At 62.6% G+C, this 19,594-nt stretch carries 23 protein-coding genes; 11 read left to right on the forward strand and 12 right to left on the reverse strand.

Annotation, left to right across the window (positions count from 1 at the left end):
* The first annotated feature begins 129 nt into the window (after positions 1–129).
* Genes ihfB through Q1A85_RS16295 form a run of 3 tightly spaced genes read left to right on the forward strand, consistent with a single transcriptional unit; the run spans position 130 to position 1,446 of the window.
* Positions 130–441, forward strand: a complete 312-nt coding sequence (gene ihfB, locus Q1A85_RS16285) for an integration host factor subunit beta (protein WP_299691751.1) — start codon at positions 130–132, stop codon at positions 439–441.
* On the forward strand, positions 441–791 hold the full coding sequence (locus tag Q1A85_RS16290; RefSeq protein WP_299691754.1) for a LapA family protein: 351 nt from the start codon (positions 441–443) through the stop codon (positions 789–791). The genes ihfB and Q1A85_RS16290 overlap by 1 nt, the downstream gene beginning before the upstream one ends.
* A 10-nt stretch (positions 792–801) precedes the next feature.
* Positions 802–1,446, forward strand: coding sequence for a phosphoribosylanthranilate isomerase (locus tag Q1A85_RS16295; protein ID WP_299691756.1), 645 nt, complete (start codon positions 802–804; stop codon positions 1,444–1,446).
* A 19-nt stretch (positions 1,447–1,465) separates the two neighbouring features.
* Here Q1A85_RS16295 and Q1A85_RS16300 read toward each other — a convergent pair whose 3' ends face one another.
* Positions 1,466–2,299 (reverse strand): hypothetical protein, encoded by an 834-nt coding sequence (locus Q1A85_RS16300; RefSeq protein WP_299691758.1) that lies wholly within the window; start codon positions 2,297–2,299, stop codon positions 1,466–1,468.
* 226 nt (positions 2,300–2,525) lie between these two features.
* On the opposite strand from Q1A85_RS16300, the gene trpB reads away from it, so the two are divergent.
* Complete coding sequence (gene trpB, locus Q1A85_RS16305; RefSeq protein WP_299691760.1) at positions 2,526–3,773, forward strand: tryptophan synthase subunit beta; 1,248 nt, start codon at positions 2,526–2,528, stop codon at positions 3,771–3,773.
* An 80-nt stretch (positions 3,774–3,853) separates the two neighbouring features.
* Here trpB and Q1A85_RS16310 read toward each other — a convergent pair whose 3' ends face one another.
* Positions 3,854–4,009, reverse strand: a complete 156-nt coding sequence (locus Q1A85_RS16310) for a hypothetical protein (RefSeq protein WP_299691762.1) — start codon at positions 4,007–4,009, stop codon at positions 3,854–3,856.
* A gap of 353 nt (positions 4,010–4,362) precedes the next feature.
* Here Q1A85_RS16310 and Q1A85_RS16315 point away from each other — a divergent pair, with 353 nt between their 5' ends.
* Positions 4,363–5,085 (forward strand): hypothetical protein, encoded by a 723-nt coding sequence (locus Q1A85_RS16315; RefSeq protein ID WP_299691763.1) that lies wholly within the window; start codon positions 4,363–4,365, stop codon positions 5,083–5,085.
* Positions 5,086–5,087: 2 nt separating this feature from the next.
* Here the strand turns inward: Q1A85_RS16315 and Q1A85_RS16320 are convergent, their stop codons facing one another.
* From Q1A85_RS16320 to Q1A85_RS16340, 5 genes are all read right to left on the reverse strand, one after another.
* Positions 5,088–5,456, reverse strand: a complete 369-nt coding sequence (locus tag Q1A85_RS16320) for a DUF2237 domain-containing protein (RefSeq protein WP_299691764.1) — start codon at positions 5,454–5,456, stop codon at positions 5,088–5,090.
* Positions 5,456–6,628, reverse strand: coding sequence for a serine hydrolase (locus Q1A85_RS16325; RefSeq protein WP_299691765.1), 1,173 nt, complete (start codon positions 6,626–6,628; stop codon positions 5,456–5,458). The genes Q1A85_RS16320 and Q1A85_RS16325 overlap by 1 nt, the downstream gene beginning before the upstream one ends.
* Before the next feature lie 57 nt (positions 6,629–6,685).
* Positions 6,686–7,720, reverse strand: coding sequence for a DUF2332 family protein (locus Q1A85_RS16330; protein ID WP_299691767.1), 1,035 nt, complete (start codon positions 7,718–7,720; stop codon positions 6,686–6,688).
* A complete protein-coding gene (gene pth / locus Q1A85_RS16335) occupies positions 7,717–8,442 on the reverse strand; it encodes an aminoacyl-tRNA hydrolase (protein WP_299691769.1) in 726 nt (241 codons plus the stop codon). The genes Q1A85_RS16330 and pth overlap by 4 nt, the downstream gene beginning before the upstream one ends.
* Positions 8,443–8,533: 91 nt before the next feature.
* Positions 8,534–8,935 (reverse strand): RidA family protein, encoded by a 402-nt coding sequence (locus Q1A85_RS16340; protein ID WP_299691771.1) that lies wholly within the window; start codon positions 8,933–8,935, stop codon positions 8,534–8,536.
* Positions 8,936–8,996: 61 nt separating this feature from the next.
* Here Q1A85_RS16340 and Q1A85_RS16345 point away from each other — a divergent pair, with 61 nt between their 5' ends.
* Entirely contained in the window at positions 8,997–10,013 is a 1,017-nt protein-coding gene (locus Q1A85_RS16345; protein WP_299691773.1) for a helix-turn-helix domain-containing protein, read from the forward strand.
* A 33-nt stretch (positions 10,014–10,046) separates the two neighbouring features.
* On the opposite strand, the gene Q1A85_RS16350 is transcribed toward Q1A85_RS16345, so the two are convergent.
* Together Q1A85_RS16350 and Q1A85_RS16355 are read right to left on the reverse strand one after the other, a co-directional pair.
* Complete coding sequence (locus tag Q1A85_RS16350; protein WP_299691775.1) at positions 10,047–10,910, reverse strand: EamA family transporter; 864 nt, start codon at positions 10,908–10,910, stop codon at positions 10,047–10,049.
* 356 nt (positions 10,911–11,266) lie between these two features.
* Positions 11,267–11,908, reverse strand: a complete 642-nt coding sequence (locus Q1A85_RS16355) for a 50S ribosomal protein L25/general stress protein Ctc (protein ID WP_299691778.1) — start codon at positions 11,906–11,908, stop codon at positions 11,267–11,269.
* A 147-nt stretch (positions 11,909–12,055) separates the two neighbouring features.
* Between Q1A85_RS16355 and Q1A85_RS16360 the strand changes: the two genes are divergently transcribed.
* Positions 12,056–13,234: an MFS transporter gene (locus tag Q1A85_RS16360; protein ID WP_299691781.1), complete on the forward strand. Its 1,179-nt coding sequence runs from the start codon at positions 12,056–12,058 to the stop codon at positions 13,232–13,234.
* Between the two features lie 69 nt (positions 13,235–13,303).
* Here Q1A85_RS16360 and Q1A85_RS16365 read toward each other — a convergent pair whose 3' ends face one another.
* Complete coding sequence (locus tag Q1A85_RS16365; protein WP_299691784.1) at positions 13,304–14,470, reverse strand: alpha-hydroxy acid oxidase; 1,167 nt, start codon at positions 14,468–14,470, stop codon at positions 13,304–13,306.
* Between the two features lie 160 nt (positions 14,471–14,630).
* On the opposite strand from Q1A85_RS16365, the gene Q1A85_RS16370 reads away from it, so the two are divergent.
* Genes Q1A85_RS16370 through Q1A85_RS16385 form a run of 4 tightly spaced genes read left to right on the forward strand, consistent with a single transcriptional unit; the run spans position 14,631 to position 17,475 of the window.
* Positions 14,631–15,773: a twin-arginine translocation pathway signal protein gene (locus Q1A85_RS16370; RefSeq protein ID WP_299691787.1), complete on the forward strand. Its 1,143-nt coding sequence runs from the start codon at positions 14,631–14,633 to the stop codon at positions 15,771–15,773.
* Positions 15,766–16,215, forward strand: a complete 450-nt coding sequence (locus Q1A85_RS16375; RefSeq protein ID WP_299691790.1) for a MarR family transcriptional regulator — start codon at positions 15,766–15,768, stop codon at positions 16,213–16,215. Before Q1A85_RS16370 ends, Q1A85_RS16375 begins: the two co-directional genes overlap by 8 nt.
* Positions 16,216–16,222: 7 nt before the next feature.
* Positions 16,223–16,765: an AAA family ATPase gene (locus Q1A85_RS16380; protein WP_299691792.1), complete on the forward strand. Its 543-nt coding sequence runs from the start codon at positions 16,223–16,225 to the stop codon at positions 16,763–16,765.
* 11 nt (positions 16,766–16,776) lie between these two features.
* Complete coding sequence (locus Q1A85_RS16385; RefSeq protein ID WP_299691794.1) at positions 16,777–17,475, forward strand: tRNA (guanine(46)-N(7))-methyltransferase TrmB; 699 nt, start codon at positions 16,777–16,779, stop codon at positions 17,473–17,475.
* Between the two features lie 90 nt (positions 17,476–17,565).
* Here Q1A85_RS16385 and Q1A85_RS16390 read toward each other — a convergent pair whose 3' ends face one another.
* Both Q1A85_RS16390 and Q1A85_RS16395 read right to left on the reverse strand, forming a co-directional pair.
* Positions 17,566–18,771, reverse strand: coding sequence for a UbiH/UbiF family hydroxylase (locus Q1A85_RS16390; RefSeq protein ID WP_299691796.1), 1,206 nt, complete (start codon positions 18,769–18,771; stop codon positions 17,566–17,568).
* Between the two features lie 49 nt (positions 18,772–18,820).
* Positions 18,821–19,492 carry a pyrimidine 5'-nucleotidase gene (locus tag Q1A85_RS16395; protein ID WP_299691798.1) on the reverse strand — a complete coding sequence of 224 codons (672 nt, stop codon included), beginning with the start codon at positions 19,490–19,492 and terminating at the stop codon, positions 18,821–18,823.
* Positions 19,493–19,594: the final 102 nt, after the last annotated feature.

Consider the following 19,594-nt stretch of genomic DNA (forward strand, 5'->3'; position numbering starts at 1 on the left):
TCTGATCGAATTGGCAGCAAAGCGCCCGCAACCCCCGGTTTTTGGGGTGAAAAAGCACTTGGGGGGAACGGCTCGCTATTCCCGAAAGGCGCGATTGTTCCTATACTCTCCCAAACAAAAACGAAGCGAATGCAAGTCCTTCGGGGGGAGAACACCATGATCCGGTCTGAGCTGATCCAAAAGATCGCCGACGAAAACCCGCATCTCTATCAGCGCGACGTAGAGCGGATCGTAAACACCATCTTTGACGAAGTGACTGCCGCCATGGCGCGCGGCGACCGCGTGGAACTGCGCGGTTTCGGTGCGTTCTCGGTCAAGAAACGTGACGCGCGCACGGGCCGCAACCCGCGCACCGGCGAAACGGTCGAGGTCGAGGAAAAGCACGTGCCTTTCTTCAAGACCGGCAAGTTGCTTCGGGACCGTCTGAACGGGAAAGCCTGATGCGTTACATCCGATACGCCTGTATCGCCGTTTTTGCCATTGCACTCATTGCTGTGGCGCTGGCCAATCGCGGCATGGTCACCCTCAAGGTTCTGCCGGGCGAGATTGCCGGGCTGTTTGCCGTCACACCGTCGGTGCAATTGCCGCTGTTTGTGGTGATCTTCGGCGGCATCATCGCGGGCCTGCTGGTGGGTTTTGTCTGGGAATGGCTGCGCGAGTATAACATCCGCGCCGAAAACAGCCGCAACGCCCGCGAGGTGCGGCGGCTGGAGCGTGAGGTCAAACGCCTCAAATCCGAAAAGCACGAAGGCCAGGACGAAGTGCTGGCGCTTTTGGACGAGGCCAGCTAAGCCCGACCCCATGTCGGATATCTCGGTCAAAATCTGCGGCCTGAGCCGCCCCGAACACGTGTCTGCCGCGGCAGAGGCGGGGGCGACGTATGTGGGCTTTGTCTTTTTCGAAAAATCGCCGCGCAATGTGTCGCTGGACACGGCGCGCGGGCTGGCCATCGACACGCCGCCGGGCGTGGCCAAGGTGGCGCTGGTGGTGAATGCGGATGATGCGTTTCTTGACGACCTGACCGCGACGGTCCCGCTCGACATGCTGCAATTGCACGGCGCGGAAACACCTGAACGGGTGGCCGAGATCAAGGCCCGCTTTGGCCTGCCGGTGATGAAGGCGGTCGGCATCGCCTCTGCCGACGATCTGCCCCAGCTTGACGCCTATGCCCGCGTCGCCGACCAAATCCTCGTGGACACCAAAGCGCCCAAAGGGGCGGACCGTCCGGGCGGCAACGGCGCAACCTTTGACTGGTCCCTGATTGTGGGCCGCCGCTGGCCGGTGCCGTGGATGCTGGCCGGGGGCCTGACCCCGGACAACGTGGCCGACGCCGTGCGCGCCACCGGCGCCCGCCAGATTGACCTGAGTTCCGCGGTCGAGACCGCGCCCGGTCAAAAGGATGCAGGCCTGATCCGCGATTTCATGTCCGCCGTGCGCGCGATCTGAGGCGTCGTCCACTGCAACACTAGAAGCCGATGTTGCCGGGGTGCACGGGTGCATTCGGCGCGTTACCGGCACTCTCGGGGGAACGGCGAACCACTTCCTTGGGTTTGGGCGCTGGCGCGTGGTCGTCAAAAAATTCCAGAATTTCAACGCTGTATTTGGCTTTGTCGACACTCACGATGTCCCACAAGGACGCGGGTGTGCTGTGGATGGGGTGGCTCACCCATCCATCATCAATGATGTGACCTGCAACTTTGTGGGCATAGGTGATCAAACCGGCGCACGACAGGGCCGGCATGTTGCCTGCCCACTCATTCGCCTTGGCGAGCGCCATTGTGGATAATGTCGCGGGGATCTGGAAGGCGGGGCGCGTCACTGCCGCGATCATGTCCCCGGCTTCGTCGTCATCGAGGCAATGTGCGGAGACCTTTCGTACGTACAAATTACCCAGTTCTCCAACCGACCCCACCATCAGCGCAGCGATGTCGTAAGACCCCTTGGGGTAATCCATATTCCTGTCGTAATACGCGAAGACAAATTGTTTGATGCGTGCGCGTTGGCGCGCGTTGAGTTGGTTGCACTTGACGCAGGCCACGGCATTGGTCCGGTCTGAGGCAAAGATGTCCTTTACCTTGTCCAGTTTCACAGGCATTTCCATAGCCCTGCCGCCGCCGATGTACAAAGACGCGTGCCCAAAATTGACGCCGGACACCGCACGGATGGCGGTGTTTTCCTGTCCGTTCCAAAAAGTTTTGTTGTTACGCTCGTACCCATTGTTGACGAGGAAAAAGTCCCCCGGTTTCATTGTGGTGAGCATCTTTTCGAGAGCGTGAGTATGTGTTGCGTTAAATGGCATTGAAGCTCCTAAAATTCTTAAATGACCGACCTGGGGGCGGCGGAAAATGAACCACGGCAATCCGTATGCTAGCACGCTATTCCGGGCGAGCTGGCCAGGCCATCCCCAGATCGGGTGATAAACGGCTGGGGATGCGTCAAAAGGGGCGGCAAATATTCCCGCCCCACATGCTTTACCCCACCGGGCAACCCCGCTACCTCTGTCATGCTGAAAACGAGGTGTGCGCATGGCCAACGATCTTTTCAATTCCTTCATGACCGGTCCCGACGAGGCGGGCCGCTTTGGCAAGTTCGGCGGGCGGTTCGTGTCCGAGACGCTGATGCCGCTGATCCTGTCGCTCGAGGAAGAATACGAAAAGGCCAAGACCGACGACAGTTTCTGGGCCGAGATGAACGACCTCTGGACCCACTATGTGGGCCGTCCCAGCCCGCTTTATTTTGCCGAACGCCTGACCGATCATCTGGGCGGCGCCAAGGTCTATATGAAGCGCGACGAGCTGAACCACACCGGTGCGCACAAGATCAACAACGTGCTGGGCCAGATCATCCTCGCCCGTCGCATGGGCAAGACGCGCATCATCGCGGAAACCGGCGCGGGCCAGCACGGCGTGGCCACCGCCACCGTCTGCGCCAAATTTGGGCTGCAATGCGTGGTCTATATGGGCGCGCATGACGTCGAACGGCAGGCCCCCAACGTGTTCCGGATGAAACTGCTGGGCGCAGAGGTGATCCCGGTCACGTCGGGTCGCGGCACGCTCAAGGACGCGATGAACGACGCCCTGCGCGACTGGGTGACCAATGTGCGCGACACGTTCTATTGCATCGGCACAGTGGCTGGCCCGCACCCGTACCCCGCCATGGTCCGCGATTTCCAAAGCATTATCGGCAAGGAGGTCCGCGAACAGATGACCGCCGCCGAAGGGCGTTTCCCCGATACCGTCATCGCCGCGATTGGCGGCGGCTCCAACGCCATGGGGCTGTTCTATCCGTTTCTTGACGACAAAGAGGTAGGGATCATCGGTGTCGAAGCGGGCGGCAAGGGCGTCAACGCCAAGATGGAACATTGCGCCTCCCTCACCGGTGGTCGCCCCGGCGTGCTGCACGGCAACCGCACGTATCTCCTGCAGGACGACGATGGTCAGATCCTCGAAGGGTTCTCGATTTCTGCCGGTCTCGACTATCCCGGCATCGGCCCCGAACACGCATGGCTGCACGACATTGGCCGTGCCGAATACGTGTCGATCACGGATGTCGAGGCGCTGGAGGCGTTCCAGCTATGCTGCACGACCGAAGGCATTATCCCCGCGCTGGAGCCGTCCCACGCGCTCGCCCACGTGATGAAAATCGCACCGACCCTGCCCGCCGATCACATCATCTGCATGAACATGTGTGGCCGCGGCGACAAGGACATCTTTACCGTCGCGCGTCATCTGGGCTTTGACATGACCGGCCCCGAAGGGCGCAACGTCGAGTGACCGATTGAAATGATAAAGACGGCCGGGGCAACACCTGGCCGTCTTTCTGAGTGCGACGCGAATTCAGCACGTTTGTTGCGTCATTTGGTCAGGGCAATGATGGCCTTGATGGTCACAGACGCGATGTAAAGCAGGACCATCAGGGCTTTGTCGCGCTTTGTTGGCGACAGGAAGATCAGCCAGGCGCTCAGCGCAAGCGCGACGCCGCAGGTGATGGACAATCCGGTTAACAGCATTCTCGAACTCCTCATTTTGGATGAGGAGAATCTGTTTGTTTTCAATGCTTTAATCGCATCTTGCGCGCTAGAGGTATCACCATTTGGCAACGGCAGCGAATGTTATACATTGATATGATCGATATCAGCACATATCGAGGTTCACAGCTGATTTAGATTTTGTTATGTTAATCAGGTAAACGATAATTGAGTGATTCCAATGCGTTGCCGGCAGAGCAATATGTTGTGTTACTCTTTGTAACGATACGGCAGATATTGCGAGTTAGGAATTGGCACCACGGGTAATGAGTCAGAACCGATAGTCATTGGTCTTTGTCGTGTTACTTGGCTTGCCCACGTTTTGGGACAACGTAATGACGACCGAACCGGACTATCAAAGTGCCTATGTCGAAGCGCTCACAGCCTTCGTTCGGGCACATGGTTCAATGCGTTCAGACGAGATGCCTGCTCTTGTTCGTTTTGCCTCGGATCTTTCAAAGCGCTCTTCCGGCGCCGATCTCTACGATCTTCTAACAGAATCAGAGCACTCGATACAAGACTTGAAGCAAATCGTTTGGGCAACTCTGACGGATGACGAGCAGGACAAATTCAAAAGACTCGGCGGGGAGCGAAGCGGTCCGATTGATGCCCCGGCTCTGACGAACCTTTCCAATGGCAGTGCCAACGATGCCCAGCTTTCTGCGCAAAACGGTGGGGCGGCGCACCCGCCAACCGAACCGGCACCGCCGCCAAAACCCAAGGAAAAGGCGCCCCGCCGTGAACCCAGTAAAATGTACGACTATGCGCAACTTGACTGCGCGCGGTATCAGCGCGCCCTTGGTCGACCCATTGGTATGAAAGACCTGTTTGAACTGGGCTATGCGTTGGATGCCAATACCAAAAAGGGCTCCCATACCGCACAATTGAACCGCTGGAAGGATCAGCAACTTTTGTACTGGCGGGAGTCATCGGACATTACGTTGACCCAGGCGGGCACCGCGCGCCGAAACGATCTGTTGCGCTATGTCACCGACGCACAGCGTGATCAGATCAGGGACGCGTTTGCGCGGACACTGGGGATCACACCCAGCTTTTGACTCTATGCCTTGTGCCGCTCCAGCACGTCCAGCGGCACAATATCCAGCGCGCGGCGATGTGTGGCCTCCAGCGACACTTTCGGCGCGCAGCCTTCGTCGGCGGCTTGCAGGAAACGCGAGGCGCACAGGCACCAGCGATCACCGGGCTTTAAGCCTGCAAAGCGGAATTCGGGGCGCGGGGTGCTCAGGTCGTTGCCGACATATTTCGAAAAGGCGAGGAATTCCGCAGTCATCACCGCGCAGACCGTGTGGCTGCCCTGATCGGCGGAACAGGTGTTGCAGTGGCCGTCGCGGAAAAACCCGGTGACAGGATCGCCACCACACAGGTCCAGCGCGCCGCCCAAGACGTTGATGCTGTCATCCGGTTCCATCACCGTGCCTCCGCTGCAACGACCATCCGGCGCATCATGTCGATATTGCCGGTGTTGATGCCGTCGCCCCGGAACTGCCGGTCGGCGGCGGTGACAACAATCACGACCTGCGCCTGTGCATCGAGATAGAGGTATTGGCCGTAAATGCCACGTCCCATCGTGACCCCTTTGCGCGCGCCCACGGGAATCCACCATTGGTAGCCATAGCCAACCTGTCCCGCTTTCGTCGGTGCGCTGGGAACAGTCGACGCGGCCACCCAATCGGCAGGCACCACCTGTTGGCCCTGCCACATGCCGTCTTGCAGGATCATCTGCCCGAACCGGGCATAATCGCGCGTGGTGATGTTGAGCCCGCCCAGAACAAAGGCCACGCCAACCCCGTCGGTCAGATAATACGGCGCGTGTTCCAGCCCCAGCGGCTGCACCAGCTTTTCGGTCATCAGGTCGGTCACGCTGCGCCCCGTGGCGCCGCGCGCCACCATGCCCACCACATGCGTGTCGATAGAGGTATATTTCCACGTCTCCCCCGGTGCGGCAAAGCGCGCGGTCAGTCGGGCGGCAAAGGCATCCATCTTGCCGCCCAAGGCCAAGACGCGGCCCATCCGATTGATATCGCTGTAATAATCCAGATAGTCTTCGTCAAAGGTCACGCCGCTCGACATCTGCAACACGTTGCGCACCGTGGCACCGTCATAAGCCCCGCCAGCCAACATCGGGGCGTAGTCCGTCACCGGATCATCCAGTGATCCAATGGCGCCTTCCGCCACCAATATGCCAAACAGCGCCGACAGATAGCTTTTGGCGACGGACCAGCTGATGCGCCGGTCGTCGGGGCTGGTGCCTTGGTAATAGGCTTCGTGCACGATTGCGCCATCCTGCAACACCAGCACGGATGTGATCGTGCGGTCGGCCACCCAAGTGTCGTAGTCCGACGGCATGGTCAGGGCCGTGCCAGAGGGCAGGGGGCTGACCGGGCCATTCCCGCGCGGCAATTCCACATGCAGGAACGCGGCATCCATATTGGAGAAGTTTTCAACGATCCGGTCTTCGTCAAAGAGCGTGTTGACGGCCAGCAGGCGCTCGACTTCTTCGCGTTTCCAAATTCCAACCGCAAGTACGGCAACCAGCAACAGCGCGACCAGCCGAACCGCCCATTTTATGATTTTGCGCATGTGTCCTCCCCGGTGGCGCTGACCTTATCCCTTGTGTGGGGCGGCGCAAGGGATGGATCAACCGGTCCAGCGCACCCATCGGCCATGGAAATCGGCACGGCCCAAGCTCAGGGTGATATCGCCGGGCCACAGGCGCAGGGTCAGCGCGGCCCCGACGGCGCCGGTGGTGTCGCCATCGGTCTCCATCTGCATCCAGCCCAGAGGGCTATCGGCTGTGGCCTGCGCGCCTGCGGCCTCGATCAGGGCGCGCCCACGCGCTTGTGCCGCTGCGGGAAAATATTGCCAGGCGACGGTATGCTGGATCAGGTGCATGTGGCCCGGTTGCACGTCGTCCAGCCGTTGCGCCAGCCAGTCAATCGCGTCGCCACGGTCCACCGTGCCCGTCATCGCAGCCGCTGCGGCACGTGTCAGGTCAAGCCGGTGCGGCTGGTCCGCCCAGAGGTAGGCGGTCAGGCGCAGCAGGTCGTCGGGGTCGCGCGGGTCAAGCGGGTTCAGGTCCACGCCCGCCCGTTCCACCACCTGCGGTGCCGCCGCAGGCGGCTGCGGCCCCGTCCATTCGGGCGCGAGGGTCAGGGCGGCGTCCGCAGGGCCGTACCGGTGCGCACCAGTGTCCAGCGCAAACCGGTCCCACATCAGGTTCAACCCGCCGCTGGCCCCCAGTTCCGACAGCACAATAGGCCGGTCAAACTGCTGCACCGCCACATGCGCCATTGCGATCAGGGCCGCGCTGCGGCGCACTTCGTTGGTCTGTGGCGGCAACTGCGTCCACTCCACAAAGAACGCCTGATGCCGCTCCAATGCGCCCAGAACCGCGCCCCGCAAGGTCGCATCGTCCACGTCGTTCGGTGGGTAAGCGGCGGCAAGCGCCGGGTCGCGCCCTTGCAGCACCAGCGCGTGCAGCCCTCCGCCCAGCCGCAGGGGCAATGAATGGCCCGCCGGTCCGATATCGCCCGCATAGGTGGCCATGGCGCGGCCCACATCCGTGTCCGGGTCCCAGTCATCGGCCAATATCCCCAACACCCGCCCCATCAAGGGCGAGCCCATGCGGGCGCAGGTCTCCGCCTGATCGCGAAACGCTTGTGTCAATGTCATGAGAACCGGTCCATCAGTTTTTGCAGCGCGCTGCGTTTGTCCTCTTCGGGGGCGGGGGGCGGCACAGAGGCGGGGGGCGACACAGAGGCGGGGGGCGACGCAGAGGCGGGGGGCGCCGCAGGCTTTTGCGCCTTGTCGCCCGTGCCCGAACGGGGCGGGTTCACCCGCAAAGCCACCGCATTCATGAACCTGGCACTGTCACCCGCCGCCAGATGCGGCGCTCCGTCCGCACAGCCGCGCAGCACATCGTCAAGCCACCCCTGATCCGCCTTCGGAAAATCGCGCAGCACATAGCCCGGCACCGCGTCTTTGTGGCCGGGATGCCCGACCCCCAGCCGGACCCGCACATAATCCGGCCCGATATGCGCATGGATCGACCGCAGCCCATTGTGACCGGCATGACCCCCCCCGGTCTTGCACCGTACCTTGCCGGGGGCCAAGTCGATTTCGTCATGGAAAACAATAACATCCTCTGGCGACAGCTTGTAAAACCGCATCGCGGCCCCCACGCTGTCACCGGATTTGTTCATATAGGTCTCAGGCTTGAGCAGCACCGCACGCGCGCTGCCAAACCGCCCCTCCGACACCACGCCCTGATGCTTGGACTTCCAACCGGGAAACCCATGGGCACCGGCGATCTCATCCAGCACCATGAACCCGATATTGTGCCGGTTGCGGGCATATTTGCCCCCCGGATTGCCCAAGCCAACGATCAGTTTCATCAGGACGCCTCCGGCCAGTGTTGCGGTGCAGCATAAGCGTCCCGCGCGGGCCGGTCCAGAGCCGGACGTGCCAAGGCTCAGCGGCGCAAGCTCACCGATCCGACCCGACAGGGGCCGCGCGCATCGCAATGGCCTGTATCTTGACCTTGGCCCCAAACGGCAGCTTGGCCGCCTGATAGACCGTGCGGGCCGGAAACTGCGCAAACCGCGCGCGGCACACCGCGTTCACCGCCGCCAGATCACGGTCTATGTCGATAAACGCAATATCGACATAGACAATATCGTCCGGCGCAAACCCCGCCGCCTGCGCGACGGCGCAGACAAGGTCAAAGGCCCGGTGCGCCTCCGCCTCTGCGGTGCCCGCCCTGTATCCGTCCTCGTAAACGGCCAACTGGCCCGAGATATGACAGGTGTTGTCCACGACAACCGCGTTCGAAATCGGCGAGGGGGACGGGGGCACCCCTTCTACGTCAGTGATGTATGTTTTGGGCATCAGAACCTCGTATCTCAGGGGGGTATTGACCCAAGGCTACGCGACGTGGTGAGTGTCGGATATGACAACCAACCTTCAAAATCAGACAAAACACCGTAACGTCGCCATTCTAGGATTTCCCGCTGTGCTGCTGATGGACGTGGCGGGGCCTGCGCAGGTGTTTGGGTCGGCCAACACGCTCTTGGGTTATGACGCGTATCGCATCGACATCTGCACACAGGACGGGCGCGACGTCCTCACCGACACGGGGCTCACCCTGCGCGCGGACGGTGCGTTTCAACCGGACAGGCCCATGGACGATCTGATTGTGCCGGGCGGGCCAGGCGTGGACCTTCTGCTGGATGATGCGTCGCTGGCGGGGTATCTCGCCCCATTGGCGGCGCGCGCGCAGCGGGTCATTTCGGTGTGTTCCGGCAGCCTTCTGGTGGCTGCAACCGGCCTGCTTGATGGGCGCAGGGCCACCACGCATTGGGACCGTGCGGACCTTGTGCGCCAGCGATTTGCGCACGTCGATTGGCAACTGGACCACATCTTTACCGCGGACGGTAAATTCCACTGCTCCGCAGGGGTGACGGCGGGCATTGATCTGGCGCTGACCCTGCTCGAAACGGACCACGGGCGTGACACCGCATTGGCGGTGGCGCGCGAAATGGTCGTGTTCATGCACCGGCACGGGGGCCAGTCGCAATATTCCAGCCCATTACAGGCGCAATCCACATCCCACGCGCGGCTCGCGACGCTCTACACCCGGATCGAGTCGCGCCCCGCCGACACATGGACCGTGACCGAAATGGCCCACGCCGCAGGTACGACCGAACGCACCCTGCACCGCGACTTCCTGCGCGACGTCGGGGTCAGCCCGTCACGCTTTGTCGAAGACCGCCGCCTGTCGATGGCGCGCCTTTATCTGGAACGCAGCCGCAAATCCTTCAAACAGATTGCCGCGCTGTCCGGCTTTGGCTCCGAACAGAAGATGCGGCGCAGCTTTGCCAAGCGGCTCGGCGTGTTGCCGTCAGAATACCGCGCCCGGTTTGGCGAAGTGGAGGCAAAGCGTGAGCCAGCCGGCGAAACGGGCTGAACCGCGCGCGGATATGCGACACGGGATGTCGGATCACTGCCCCGGTTGCGCCGTTTGTTTCAGCAGAACCAGCCCCGACACGATGATCAGCATGGCACCAAACACCGTTGTTCCCGTGGGGATTTCGGAAAAGATCAGGTAGCCGATGATCGCGCTGCCCACCAACTCCAGATACACAAGCGGCGACAGGGTGGATGCGTCGGCAAGGCGAAAGGCAAGGATCGTCAACAGGTGGCCAATGGCCGAAATCACGCCCAACCCGGCAAACAGCCACAGCACGTCCCAATGCGGCACCGACACGGTAAAGGCAGCCTGCGGGCTCAGCAACACCGTGCCAATCACGCATTGAAACGCCAGCGTCTTGATCGGGTCGCTGGTCTGCGAGGCTTGGCGCGTGGCGATCAGGTACAGCGCAAAGAACAGCCCGGCCCCGAACGCCATGATCAGGCCAATGTCGATATCGCCGGACGGCTGCAAAACGACGATGGACCCGACAAATCCCAGCACGAGGCTCAGCAGTTTGATGCGCGTGAACCGCTCCTTGAGGAACAGCACAGACAGGGCAACGGCCACAACAGGCCCCACGAAATAGGCGCTGACGGCGAGCGAGATCGGGATGCGGGCAATGGCCAGAAAATAGAGCGTCATGGCCGTCACCAGAAAGGCGGTGCGCACCAGATGGGCAAATCGCTGTTCGTCCGGGAACAATCGCCGCCCGTGATACCGGTAGGCCAGTGGCAGCACGATCAGGCTGGCCACCGCATAGCGCGCCCAGCCGACGAACAGGGGGGAATGGTCCGTGCTCAGGTATTTGGCGATGCCATCGACCATCGGAATGCCCAGCATCGCGGCAGACATCAGGATGATGCCGCGCGCGTTGGAGTGCCCTTGTGTCATCTGCGTCGTTCCTCTGGTCCCGCGGCGCCACCGGTCCGGCATGTGGCGCATCGGGCCGTTTGGTTGTTGGCGGGTCGTGGCGTCTTAGGGTGTCAAAGCGACACGGCCCGCGCCCACAGTCAAGCCGGTCCGTCGGGCGCGTTTTTTGGCGCGCCATCTGTCTGAAATCGGCTGAGCGTGCCCTGTTCTCCGCGCGGCATTCCTTACCAAAGGGTTAAATCGCCGCTGTAAGCCCTTGAGATTGTTAGGGCGGAATGCTGTCCCATGCTGGGACAGCACGAAAAAGGCCGCCCCCGGATCAGGGGCGGCCTCATTCAGATCGCATGTCTCAGGTCTCGGCAGGGACCCGCAGATGCTTATTCTTCTGTGGTCTCTTCGACGGCCGTCTCTTCGGTTTCCTCACCCTCTTCATTCTCGGAAGAACGCAGGCCCGAAGGCGCGGTGATGGTCGCGATGACAAAGTCACGGTCGATGGTCGGCTTGGCCCCCTCCGGCAGCGACACCGACGAGATGGTGATGCTGTCGCCCACGGCCGCTTCGGACACGTCGATGGTGATGCTCTCGGGGATGTCACCGGCGGTCACAACCAGTTCCACCTCGGGACGCACCAAGCTCAGCACGCCGCCCTTTTTCAGGCCGGGAGACACGTCTTCCCCCACCACTTCAACACCGATGAACAGGTTGATTTTGGTGGTGCGGCGCAGACGCATGAAATCCACATGCGTGGGCAGGTCCTTGACCACGTCGCGCTGCACATCGCGGCAGATCACGCGCACGTCGTCGTGGCCGTCCACTTTCATGTTGAACAGCGTGGACTTGAACCGCCCGGCTTTCAGCATCTTGAACAGCTTGTTGAATGGAATGTTGATCGGAAGCGGATCCGTGTCGCCACCAAAAACAATCCCCGGAACCATCCCGTCGCGACGGGCCTGACGAGCGGCGCCCTTGCCTGTCCCCGTCCGTTCCAGGGCTTCGAGATCAGGAATCTCACCAGCCATGATATTTCTCCAAATGTAAGGGCAGGGTGCCTCCAAGGCTGTCACCCCGCGTGAAGGCGCTCACATAGACCGGATGTACACAATTGAAAAGACCCTTTCGGGTTTTGGGGACTGGACCGTACGCCGCGCCCGTGGCACCGCTGTGGCATGAGACTTCTGGACGATCTACGCGCCTCCCGGCGGGCCCTTGCGGGCTTTATTGTCATTGGCTTTGGCTGGGCATGTTTTTCCGCCCAGATGCCGGTGATCAAGGCACAGGTGGGCGTCGGCGACGGCCGCTGGGGCACGCTGGTGCTGGTGGGCTCGATTGGGGCTGTCATGGCGATGTGGCTGGCGCCGCTGGTCTACCGGCTTCTGGGCGTCTGGGCGCTGCTGGCCGGCGTGATCATCATGATCGCAGGGTTCCTGCTGACCGGCGCGTCGCAGAGCCAACTTATGGTCGGCATGGCCTTGTTTCTGGCCGCAGGCGGGTCCGGCGTGGCCGATGTGCTGGCCAATGCCGAGGTGAGCGAGGCCGAGGCCGAAACCGGGCGCAGCCTGATGAACCTCAACCACGGCATGTTTTCGGTGGCCTATGCGTCCGCGGCCTTTGTGGTGGGTTGGGCGCGCGAGGCGGGCTTTGGCCCGGTTGCGATCTTTGGCGGCATGGCCGTGGCCATTGCAGTGCTGATGTTCTGGATGCGCCTGCCCGACCGCACCGTCCTCGAAGAAGAGGGGGCCACGGACGTCTCGGGTATGCCCTATGCGCTTGTCTGGGTCGGTGGTCTGGTCGTGCTCGCCGCATTCCTGAGCGAGGCCGCCTCCGAAGGCTGGTCTGCCCTGCATGTGGAACGCACGCTGGGCGGCAGTCCGGGGCAGGGGGCAAACGGGCCCGCCTTGCTGGCCACGGGCATGGCCATCGGGCGGCTCGGTGCGCATGTCTTTGGCGCAGGTTGGCCGCCGGTGCGGGTGATGATCATCTCCTCCGTACTGGCCGGTTTCGGCCTGACCCTTGCAGGCTTCGCCCCGTCGATCCCGGTGGCCTATGTCGGCTTTCTGCTGGGCGGTCTGGGGTCGTCCGTGGTGGGACCCATCGCGCTGGGGCTCGTCGGGCAAGCGGTGCCGCAACGCTTTCGCCTCGCGGCCATCAGCCAGGCTGCGGCCTTGGGCTATGCCGCGTTTTTCCTCGGTCCCGTCATCATGGGCTTTGTCGCCGAATGGTACGGCCTGCGCGTGTCATTCTATGTGATCGGAGCGGTCATGCTGGTGGTCGCGGCCCTGCTGGTCCCGCTTTGGGCGCGAATGCTGTCGTCCCGTGTTCCCGCCACACCTGCTTCTTCTGACTAGAAATACCACGGGGGTCTGGGGGCAGCGCCCCCAGCCTGTCGACGCGCGCAAGTGCGGCGAAATCCCTGCTCAGTTCTGCCAACGCCCGCCGAAACCTTCGGGCACCAACACGTTGTGCCGCCCCAGATCGGCAACCTTAGTCTCGCCGCAGAGCGCCATAGTCGTGTCCAGCTCCTTGTGGATGACCTCAAGCGCTGCGGTGACGCCTTTCTGACCCATAGCGCCCAGCCCATAGACAAAGGCGCGCCCGATATAGGTGCCCTTGGCCCCCAGCGCCAACGCCTTCAGCACGTCCTGACCCGACCGGATACCACTGTCGAGATGCACTTCGACCTGATCGCCCACGGCATCCATGATCTCGGGCAGCATCCGGATCGAACTGAGCGCACCGTCCAGTTGCCGCCCGCCATGGTTGGACACCACAATCGCGTCCGCGCCCAGCTTGGCGGCCATCCGCGCATCCTCGGCATCCAGAATCCCCTTCAGGATCACCTTGCCGCCCCATTGGTCCATCAGCTTCTCGATCTTCTTCCAGTCCAGCGATGGGTCGAATTGCTCGGCCGTCCACGCGCCAAGGGAAGAGGCGTCGCTGATCCCGTCCACATGGCCCACGATATTGCCGAACTCGCGCCGCTTGGCGCTCAGCATCTCGATGCCCCAAGACCATTTCGTCATCAAATTCGCGATGGTCTTGGGCGTCAGCTTGGGCGGGGCCGAGAGGCCGTTCTTCAGATCCTTGTGCCGCTGCCCAAGGATCTGCAGATCAAGCGTGATCACCAGCGCCGAACAGCCCGCCGCCTTGGCCCGTTCGATCAGGCGGCGGGTATAGTCCAAATCCTTCATCGTATATAGCTGGAACCAGAACGGCGCAGAGGTATGCCCGGCCACGTCCTCAATCGAATTGATCGACATGGTCGACAGCGTGAATGGCACGCCAAACAGTTCCGCCGCCCGCGCAGCCTTCATCTCACCATCCGCGTGCTGCATCCCGGTCAGCCCCACAGGGGCCAGAGCCACCGGCATCGCCACATCCTGTCCGATCATCTGGCTGGCGGTCGACCGGCCCGACATGTCCACCGCCACGCGCTGGCGCAGGCGGATATCATCAAAGTCTGACGAGTTGTCGCGGAATGTCTGCTCGGTCCAGCTGCCGGATTCGCAATAATCGTAGAACATACGCGGTACGCGTCGCTCGTAGATGCGTTTGAGGTCTTCGATGTTGGTGATGACGGGCATGGCAAATCTCTCATATTGGTAAGGTTTAGTTACCAATATCCACGTTTCACGGCAATCAACCTTTTCGACGCAGCCATAAAGTTCGATATTGCACTTGTTAAGTACGAAGTCGTACTATATGCCCAAATAAAGTACGAAGTTGCACTTAATGGAGCTATCAATGACCCTATCCCGACGCAAAACGCTTGCCCTGATTGGGGGCGGCACAATCCTTGCCGCGACCGGTGCCGCCGGGTTTGCGGTGACCCGCACGCCGGAAGCCGCGCTGCGTCCCTGGACGCAGGCAGGCCAGTATGCCGACCCGCGGATGCGTGCGCTCAGCTATGCGATCCTTGCCCCCAACCCGCACAACCGCCAGCCGTGGCTGGTGGACTTGCGCCGGGATGGTGAGGTGACGCTGCGGGTGGATACCAACCGCCTGTTGCCGCACACTGACCCGTTCAACCGGCAGATCGTCATCGGTCTGGGCTGCTTTCTCGAACTGATGGTGATGGCCGCCGGTCAGGATGGCTATGGCGTCACACTCGACCTGTTTCCCGACGGTGCAGACCCTGACGGCCTGGATCAGCGGCGGGTCGCCGTGGCGCGCTTTGCTGCCGGGGCAGGTTCCCCCGATCCGCTCTTTGAACACGTTATGGCGCGCCGGTCGCTCAAGGAACCTTTTGACACCACGCGTACCGTGACGCCGGCCACGCTTGCGACTGTGCTGGATGCGGCGCACGGCACCACCGTGGGTGGCTCCGTCGCGGAGGATGACATCGCCCGCTTCCGCGCCCTGTCTCATGGGGCGCTGCGGATCGAGATTGAAACACCGCACACCTACAAAGAAAGCGTCGACCTGTTTCGCATTGGCCACCGGGAGGTGAACGCCAACCCGGACGGCATCGACTTTAGTGGTCCCATGTTCGAGGCGATGGCGCTCACGGGCATGTTCTCCCGCGAGGCGGCGCTTGATCAATCGTCGCTGGCCTTTCAAGGCGGGCTTGATGCGGTCTTTGCGAACACAGACACGGCGATGGGTCATCTGTGGCAGGTGACCGCAGGCAACAGCCGCGCTGACCAGATCGCCGCCGGACGGGACTGGCTGCGCCTCAACCTTGCGGCGACGGGGGCCGGGCTGGGCCTGCAACCGCTCAGTCAGGCACTTCAGGAGTATCCGGAGATGGCGACGCTCTATGCAGACATTCACGCCGCACTGGCGCCGGACGGGGGAACTGTGCAAATGTTTGCCCGGATCGGATACGGCCCGGAAATGGGTCAAAGCCCGCGCTGGCCACTGGACGCAAAGATTGTGAATGCCTGACCACAGCCCCGCCCTATTCTTCGAAGTGTTCAACGAGATCGGGATTATCGAACAGCTTAGCCGGGCCTTGCTGGAGGCCCGTTTGCCGCATGGGTTGATCGCTCCACATTTTACGGTGCTCAATCACCTGACACGTGTGCAGGATGGGCGCACCCCGATGGAAATGGCCCGCGCGTTTCAGCTGCCCAAGACGTCGATGACCCATACGATCAAGGGGCTGGAGGCACACGGGCTGATCGAAACCCGCGCCAATCCGGAAGACGGGCGTTCCAAGCGGGTGTGGCTGACGGAGGCCGGGCGCGCGCTGCGGGCGGATGTCATCGCCAGCCTCGGTCCTGATCTGGCGCACATGGCGAAGGAGTTCGACATGGACAAGCTGATCGCAATCAAGCCGGTGCTGACCGAACTGCGCATCTATCTGGATCAGGCCCGCGACGGGTAGGCCCGCAATGCGCTTCGTTCTCATCACGGGGTGTTCGGGCGGTGGCAAGTCAACACTGCTCGCGGCCCTTGCCGCACGCGGTTACGCCACCATGCCGGAGCCGGGACGGCGGATCGTGGCACGGGCGCGGCGCGGGCAGGCGGTTTTCCCGTGGGAGGATCCGAAGGCCTTTGCCCGGCACGCACTGGCCATGGCAACGGCCGATCTGGGCAAGGCCCGGCATCTGCGGGGATGTGTGTTCTTTGATCGCGGCGTTGTGGATGCTGCCGTGGCTCTGGACCGCCTGCACGCCGCGCCGTTGCACCAGACCTTGAGGCCCGAGCCCGCTTATGCCCGCACGGTGTTCGTGGCGCCACCATGGCCGCGGCTGTATGCCCGCGATGCGGACCGCCGCCACAGCTTTGGTGACGCGGTCGCCGAACATGACCGCATCTGCGCCGCCCTGCCGCTGCTCGGCTACCGCATCGCCCACCTGCCGCGCGCACCGATTGCTGCCCGCGTCCGCTTTGTCCTTGCACGCTCCATTGCGCCCGCCCGCCCCACAGGCTAAAGCCCCGCGCCATGAGCACCCGACCCCACCGCAACTTCTATGGCCGCCTCAAGGGCAAACCCCTCAAGGACAGCCAGAAACGCTACATCGACGAAGATCTGGCGGCCCTGTCGCCCGGTTCTGTCACGTGGGACGAAAATCCCGACCGCACACCGCTTGACCTAAACGCGCTGTTCGGCGACCGGGATGTGTGGCTCGAAGTGGGGTTTGGCGGCGGTGAACATATGGTGCATCAGGCCGTGTCGAATCCGCAGGTCGGGATCATCGGGGCGGAACCCTATATCAACGGCGTGGCGATGCTGTTGGGCAAGATCCGCCGCGCGGGCGCGGATCATCTGGCTGTCCACCCCGGTGATGCGCGTGATCTGATGGATGTTCTGCCCGCGGCCAGCATCTCCAGGGCGTTCCTGCTATATCCCGACCCGTGGCCCAAAAAACGCCACCACCGGCGCAGGTTCGTCACGCCCGAACATCTCGAACCATTGGCGCGCGTCCTGAAACCGGGGGCAGAATTCCGCGTGGCCACAGATATTCCCGACTACGTCCGCCAAACGCTGGAAGAAGTGCCAAAGGCCGGGTTCGAGTGGCTGGCCGAAGGGCCGCAAGACTGGCGCACAGCGTGGCCCGACTGGATTTCAACCCGTTACGAACAAAAGGCATTGCGCGAGGGCCGCGTGCCACATTACCTGACCTTCAGACGCACCGGTTAGGCCGACCGGGCGCTGCGCGTCCCCGTCTCTGTCCCCAAAAAATCCCCCCCGGAGGGCCGGGTGGCCGCGTTCTGTGACCATCAGGTCAGTTCACCCCGCGCGCCGTGTGCCCAGCCCCAACTGCATCAGCGTTCGCCGCACAGGCGCAACGTCATGCAAGGCCCGGACCCCAAAGGCCCGTGCACCGCGCATCCACGGCGAGGACGCCTGACTTGTCCGGTTAAGCAGGTCGATCCCGGCCACCCGCAGGCTGACGTCGCCAAACCTTGCCTTATGATAGGCGTCGAGCATGTCCGCACCTCCCAACGCGTCGGGCTGTGCCTGTGCAAGGTCGAGCAGGGTCTGGATATCTGCGAGGCTCATGTTCAGCCCCTGTGCGCCGATGGGGGGCACCACATGGGCCGCTTCGGCCACAAGCGCTATGCGCTCACCGCTGAACCGTTCTGCCTGCTGGCTGATGATCGGCCAGATCGACCGCGGCGAGGCCAAGCGCAGCGGCCCCAGAACACCGCAACTGCGTGCCGTCATCTCTTCTTCGAACGCGTCGATGGCAGCGGTGTGGCGGGCCAGTGTCTTTGACCCGTCATCCATCCAGACCACAGCCGAACAGGGGTGTCCCTGATGATCGGGCAGCGGTACAAGCGTAAAGGGGCCGCCGGTTTGATGTACCTCGGTCGAAATATTCTGGTGTGGTTCCGGGTGCGTTACGGCAAAGGCGAGCGCCTTTTGACCATAGCGGCGCGTCTGTACCGCAATGCCTGCCGCCTCCCGCATCGGCGAATTGCGCCCATCAGCGGCAATGACCAGCTTGGCCCGCACAGGGCTGCCATCGCTCAGACCCACGCGGGCCTCGGCGGTGCGGGTCAGCAATGTCTCCGCCCCTGTTCCGGGGCGAAAATCGACATTGTCGAGTGCAGCAAGCCGCGCCACCAGAACCTGCCGCAGACGCCAGTTCTGAAAATTCCAGCCAAAGGGCAGATCGGACACGTCCGACGCGCGGAACGCCTTGGCTGTGCGCGCGGTGCCATCGGTGCCGCCCGCGTCCACGATCTGCATCACCTCCAACGCCGCCCCGTGCGGTGCCAGCGCATCCCACACCCCTGCGGCTTGCAATACGTCGCGCGCAGGCTGGAGCATCGCAGTCGTCCGCATGTCAGCGCCGTCGGTATCGCGGTCGGTGATCGGGGGGGCCGGATCGACGCAGATCACCGAATACCCTGCGGTGCCAAAGGCCGCGGCCGCCGCCAGCCCGGCGATACCGCCGCCCGAGATGAGGATGTCACATCTGTCTGTCATAACGATCAATCTAGGCGGCCCCGCGCCACTGCCAAAGCGGCATCCTGTCCTACCCCAACACGCGGCTCAAAAACGCGGCCAGATCATCGGTGTGATGGTGAATGTGATCGGCACTGTGCGGCGCGTCTGCCACATGGACCGTGCGCATCCCCATGTCGTGCGGCGCGGCAAGGTTGCGCGGATCATCCTCGAACATCGCGCCGACGGCGGGATCAAGCTGATCGCGGGCAAACACCTCGGCAAAGGCATCGGCCTGCGGTTTGGGCCGGTAATTTGCGTGCTCAACACCGTACACCGCGTCAAACAGGCCTGACAGGCCCCGCGCCTCAAGCACGCGGCGGGCATAGGGCGCGCTGCCATTGGTATAGACAATGCGTCGCCCCGGCAGATTGCCGATCTGCGCGGCTAGGTCGGGGTCGGGCGACAGCGGGTGCATCGAAATGTCGTGGACCGCCACAAGGTACGGGTCAGGGTCAATCCCGTGTTCCTGCATCAGTCCGGCGAGCGTCGTGCCATGCGTGCGCCAATAGTGGTCGCGCAGCCGGTCCGCCTCGGCTTCGGTCACGCCAAGCGTTTGCACCACATAGGCCGTCATCCGTGCTTCGATCTGGTCAAACAGACGCATGTGCGGCGGGTATAGCGTGTGGTCAAGGTCAAAGACCCACGCCCGCACATGGTCGAAATCGGCGGCAACGGGGCAGGGTACGGACGATTGTGTCATGGGCGGGTGCATAGGCCGGTTTGGGCGGCGGGGGCAAGCCTGAGGGCTTGCGCGACGCGCGCGCACGGGCCTAGTGTGTTGGGATCAAATGAGGAAAGGCGT

Origin of the sequence: uncultured Tateyamaria sp. (assembly GCF_947503385.1) — a bacterium.
Taxonomy (GTDB): domain Bacteria; phylum Pseudomonadota; class Alphaproteobacteria; order Rhodobacterales; family Rhodobacteraceae; genus Tateyamaria.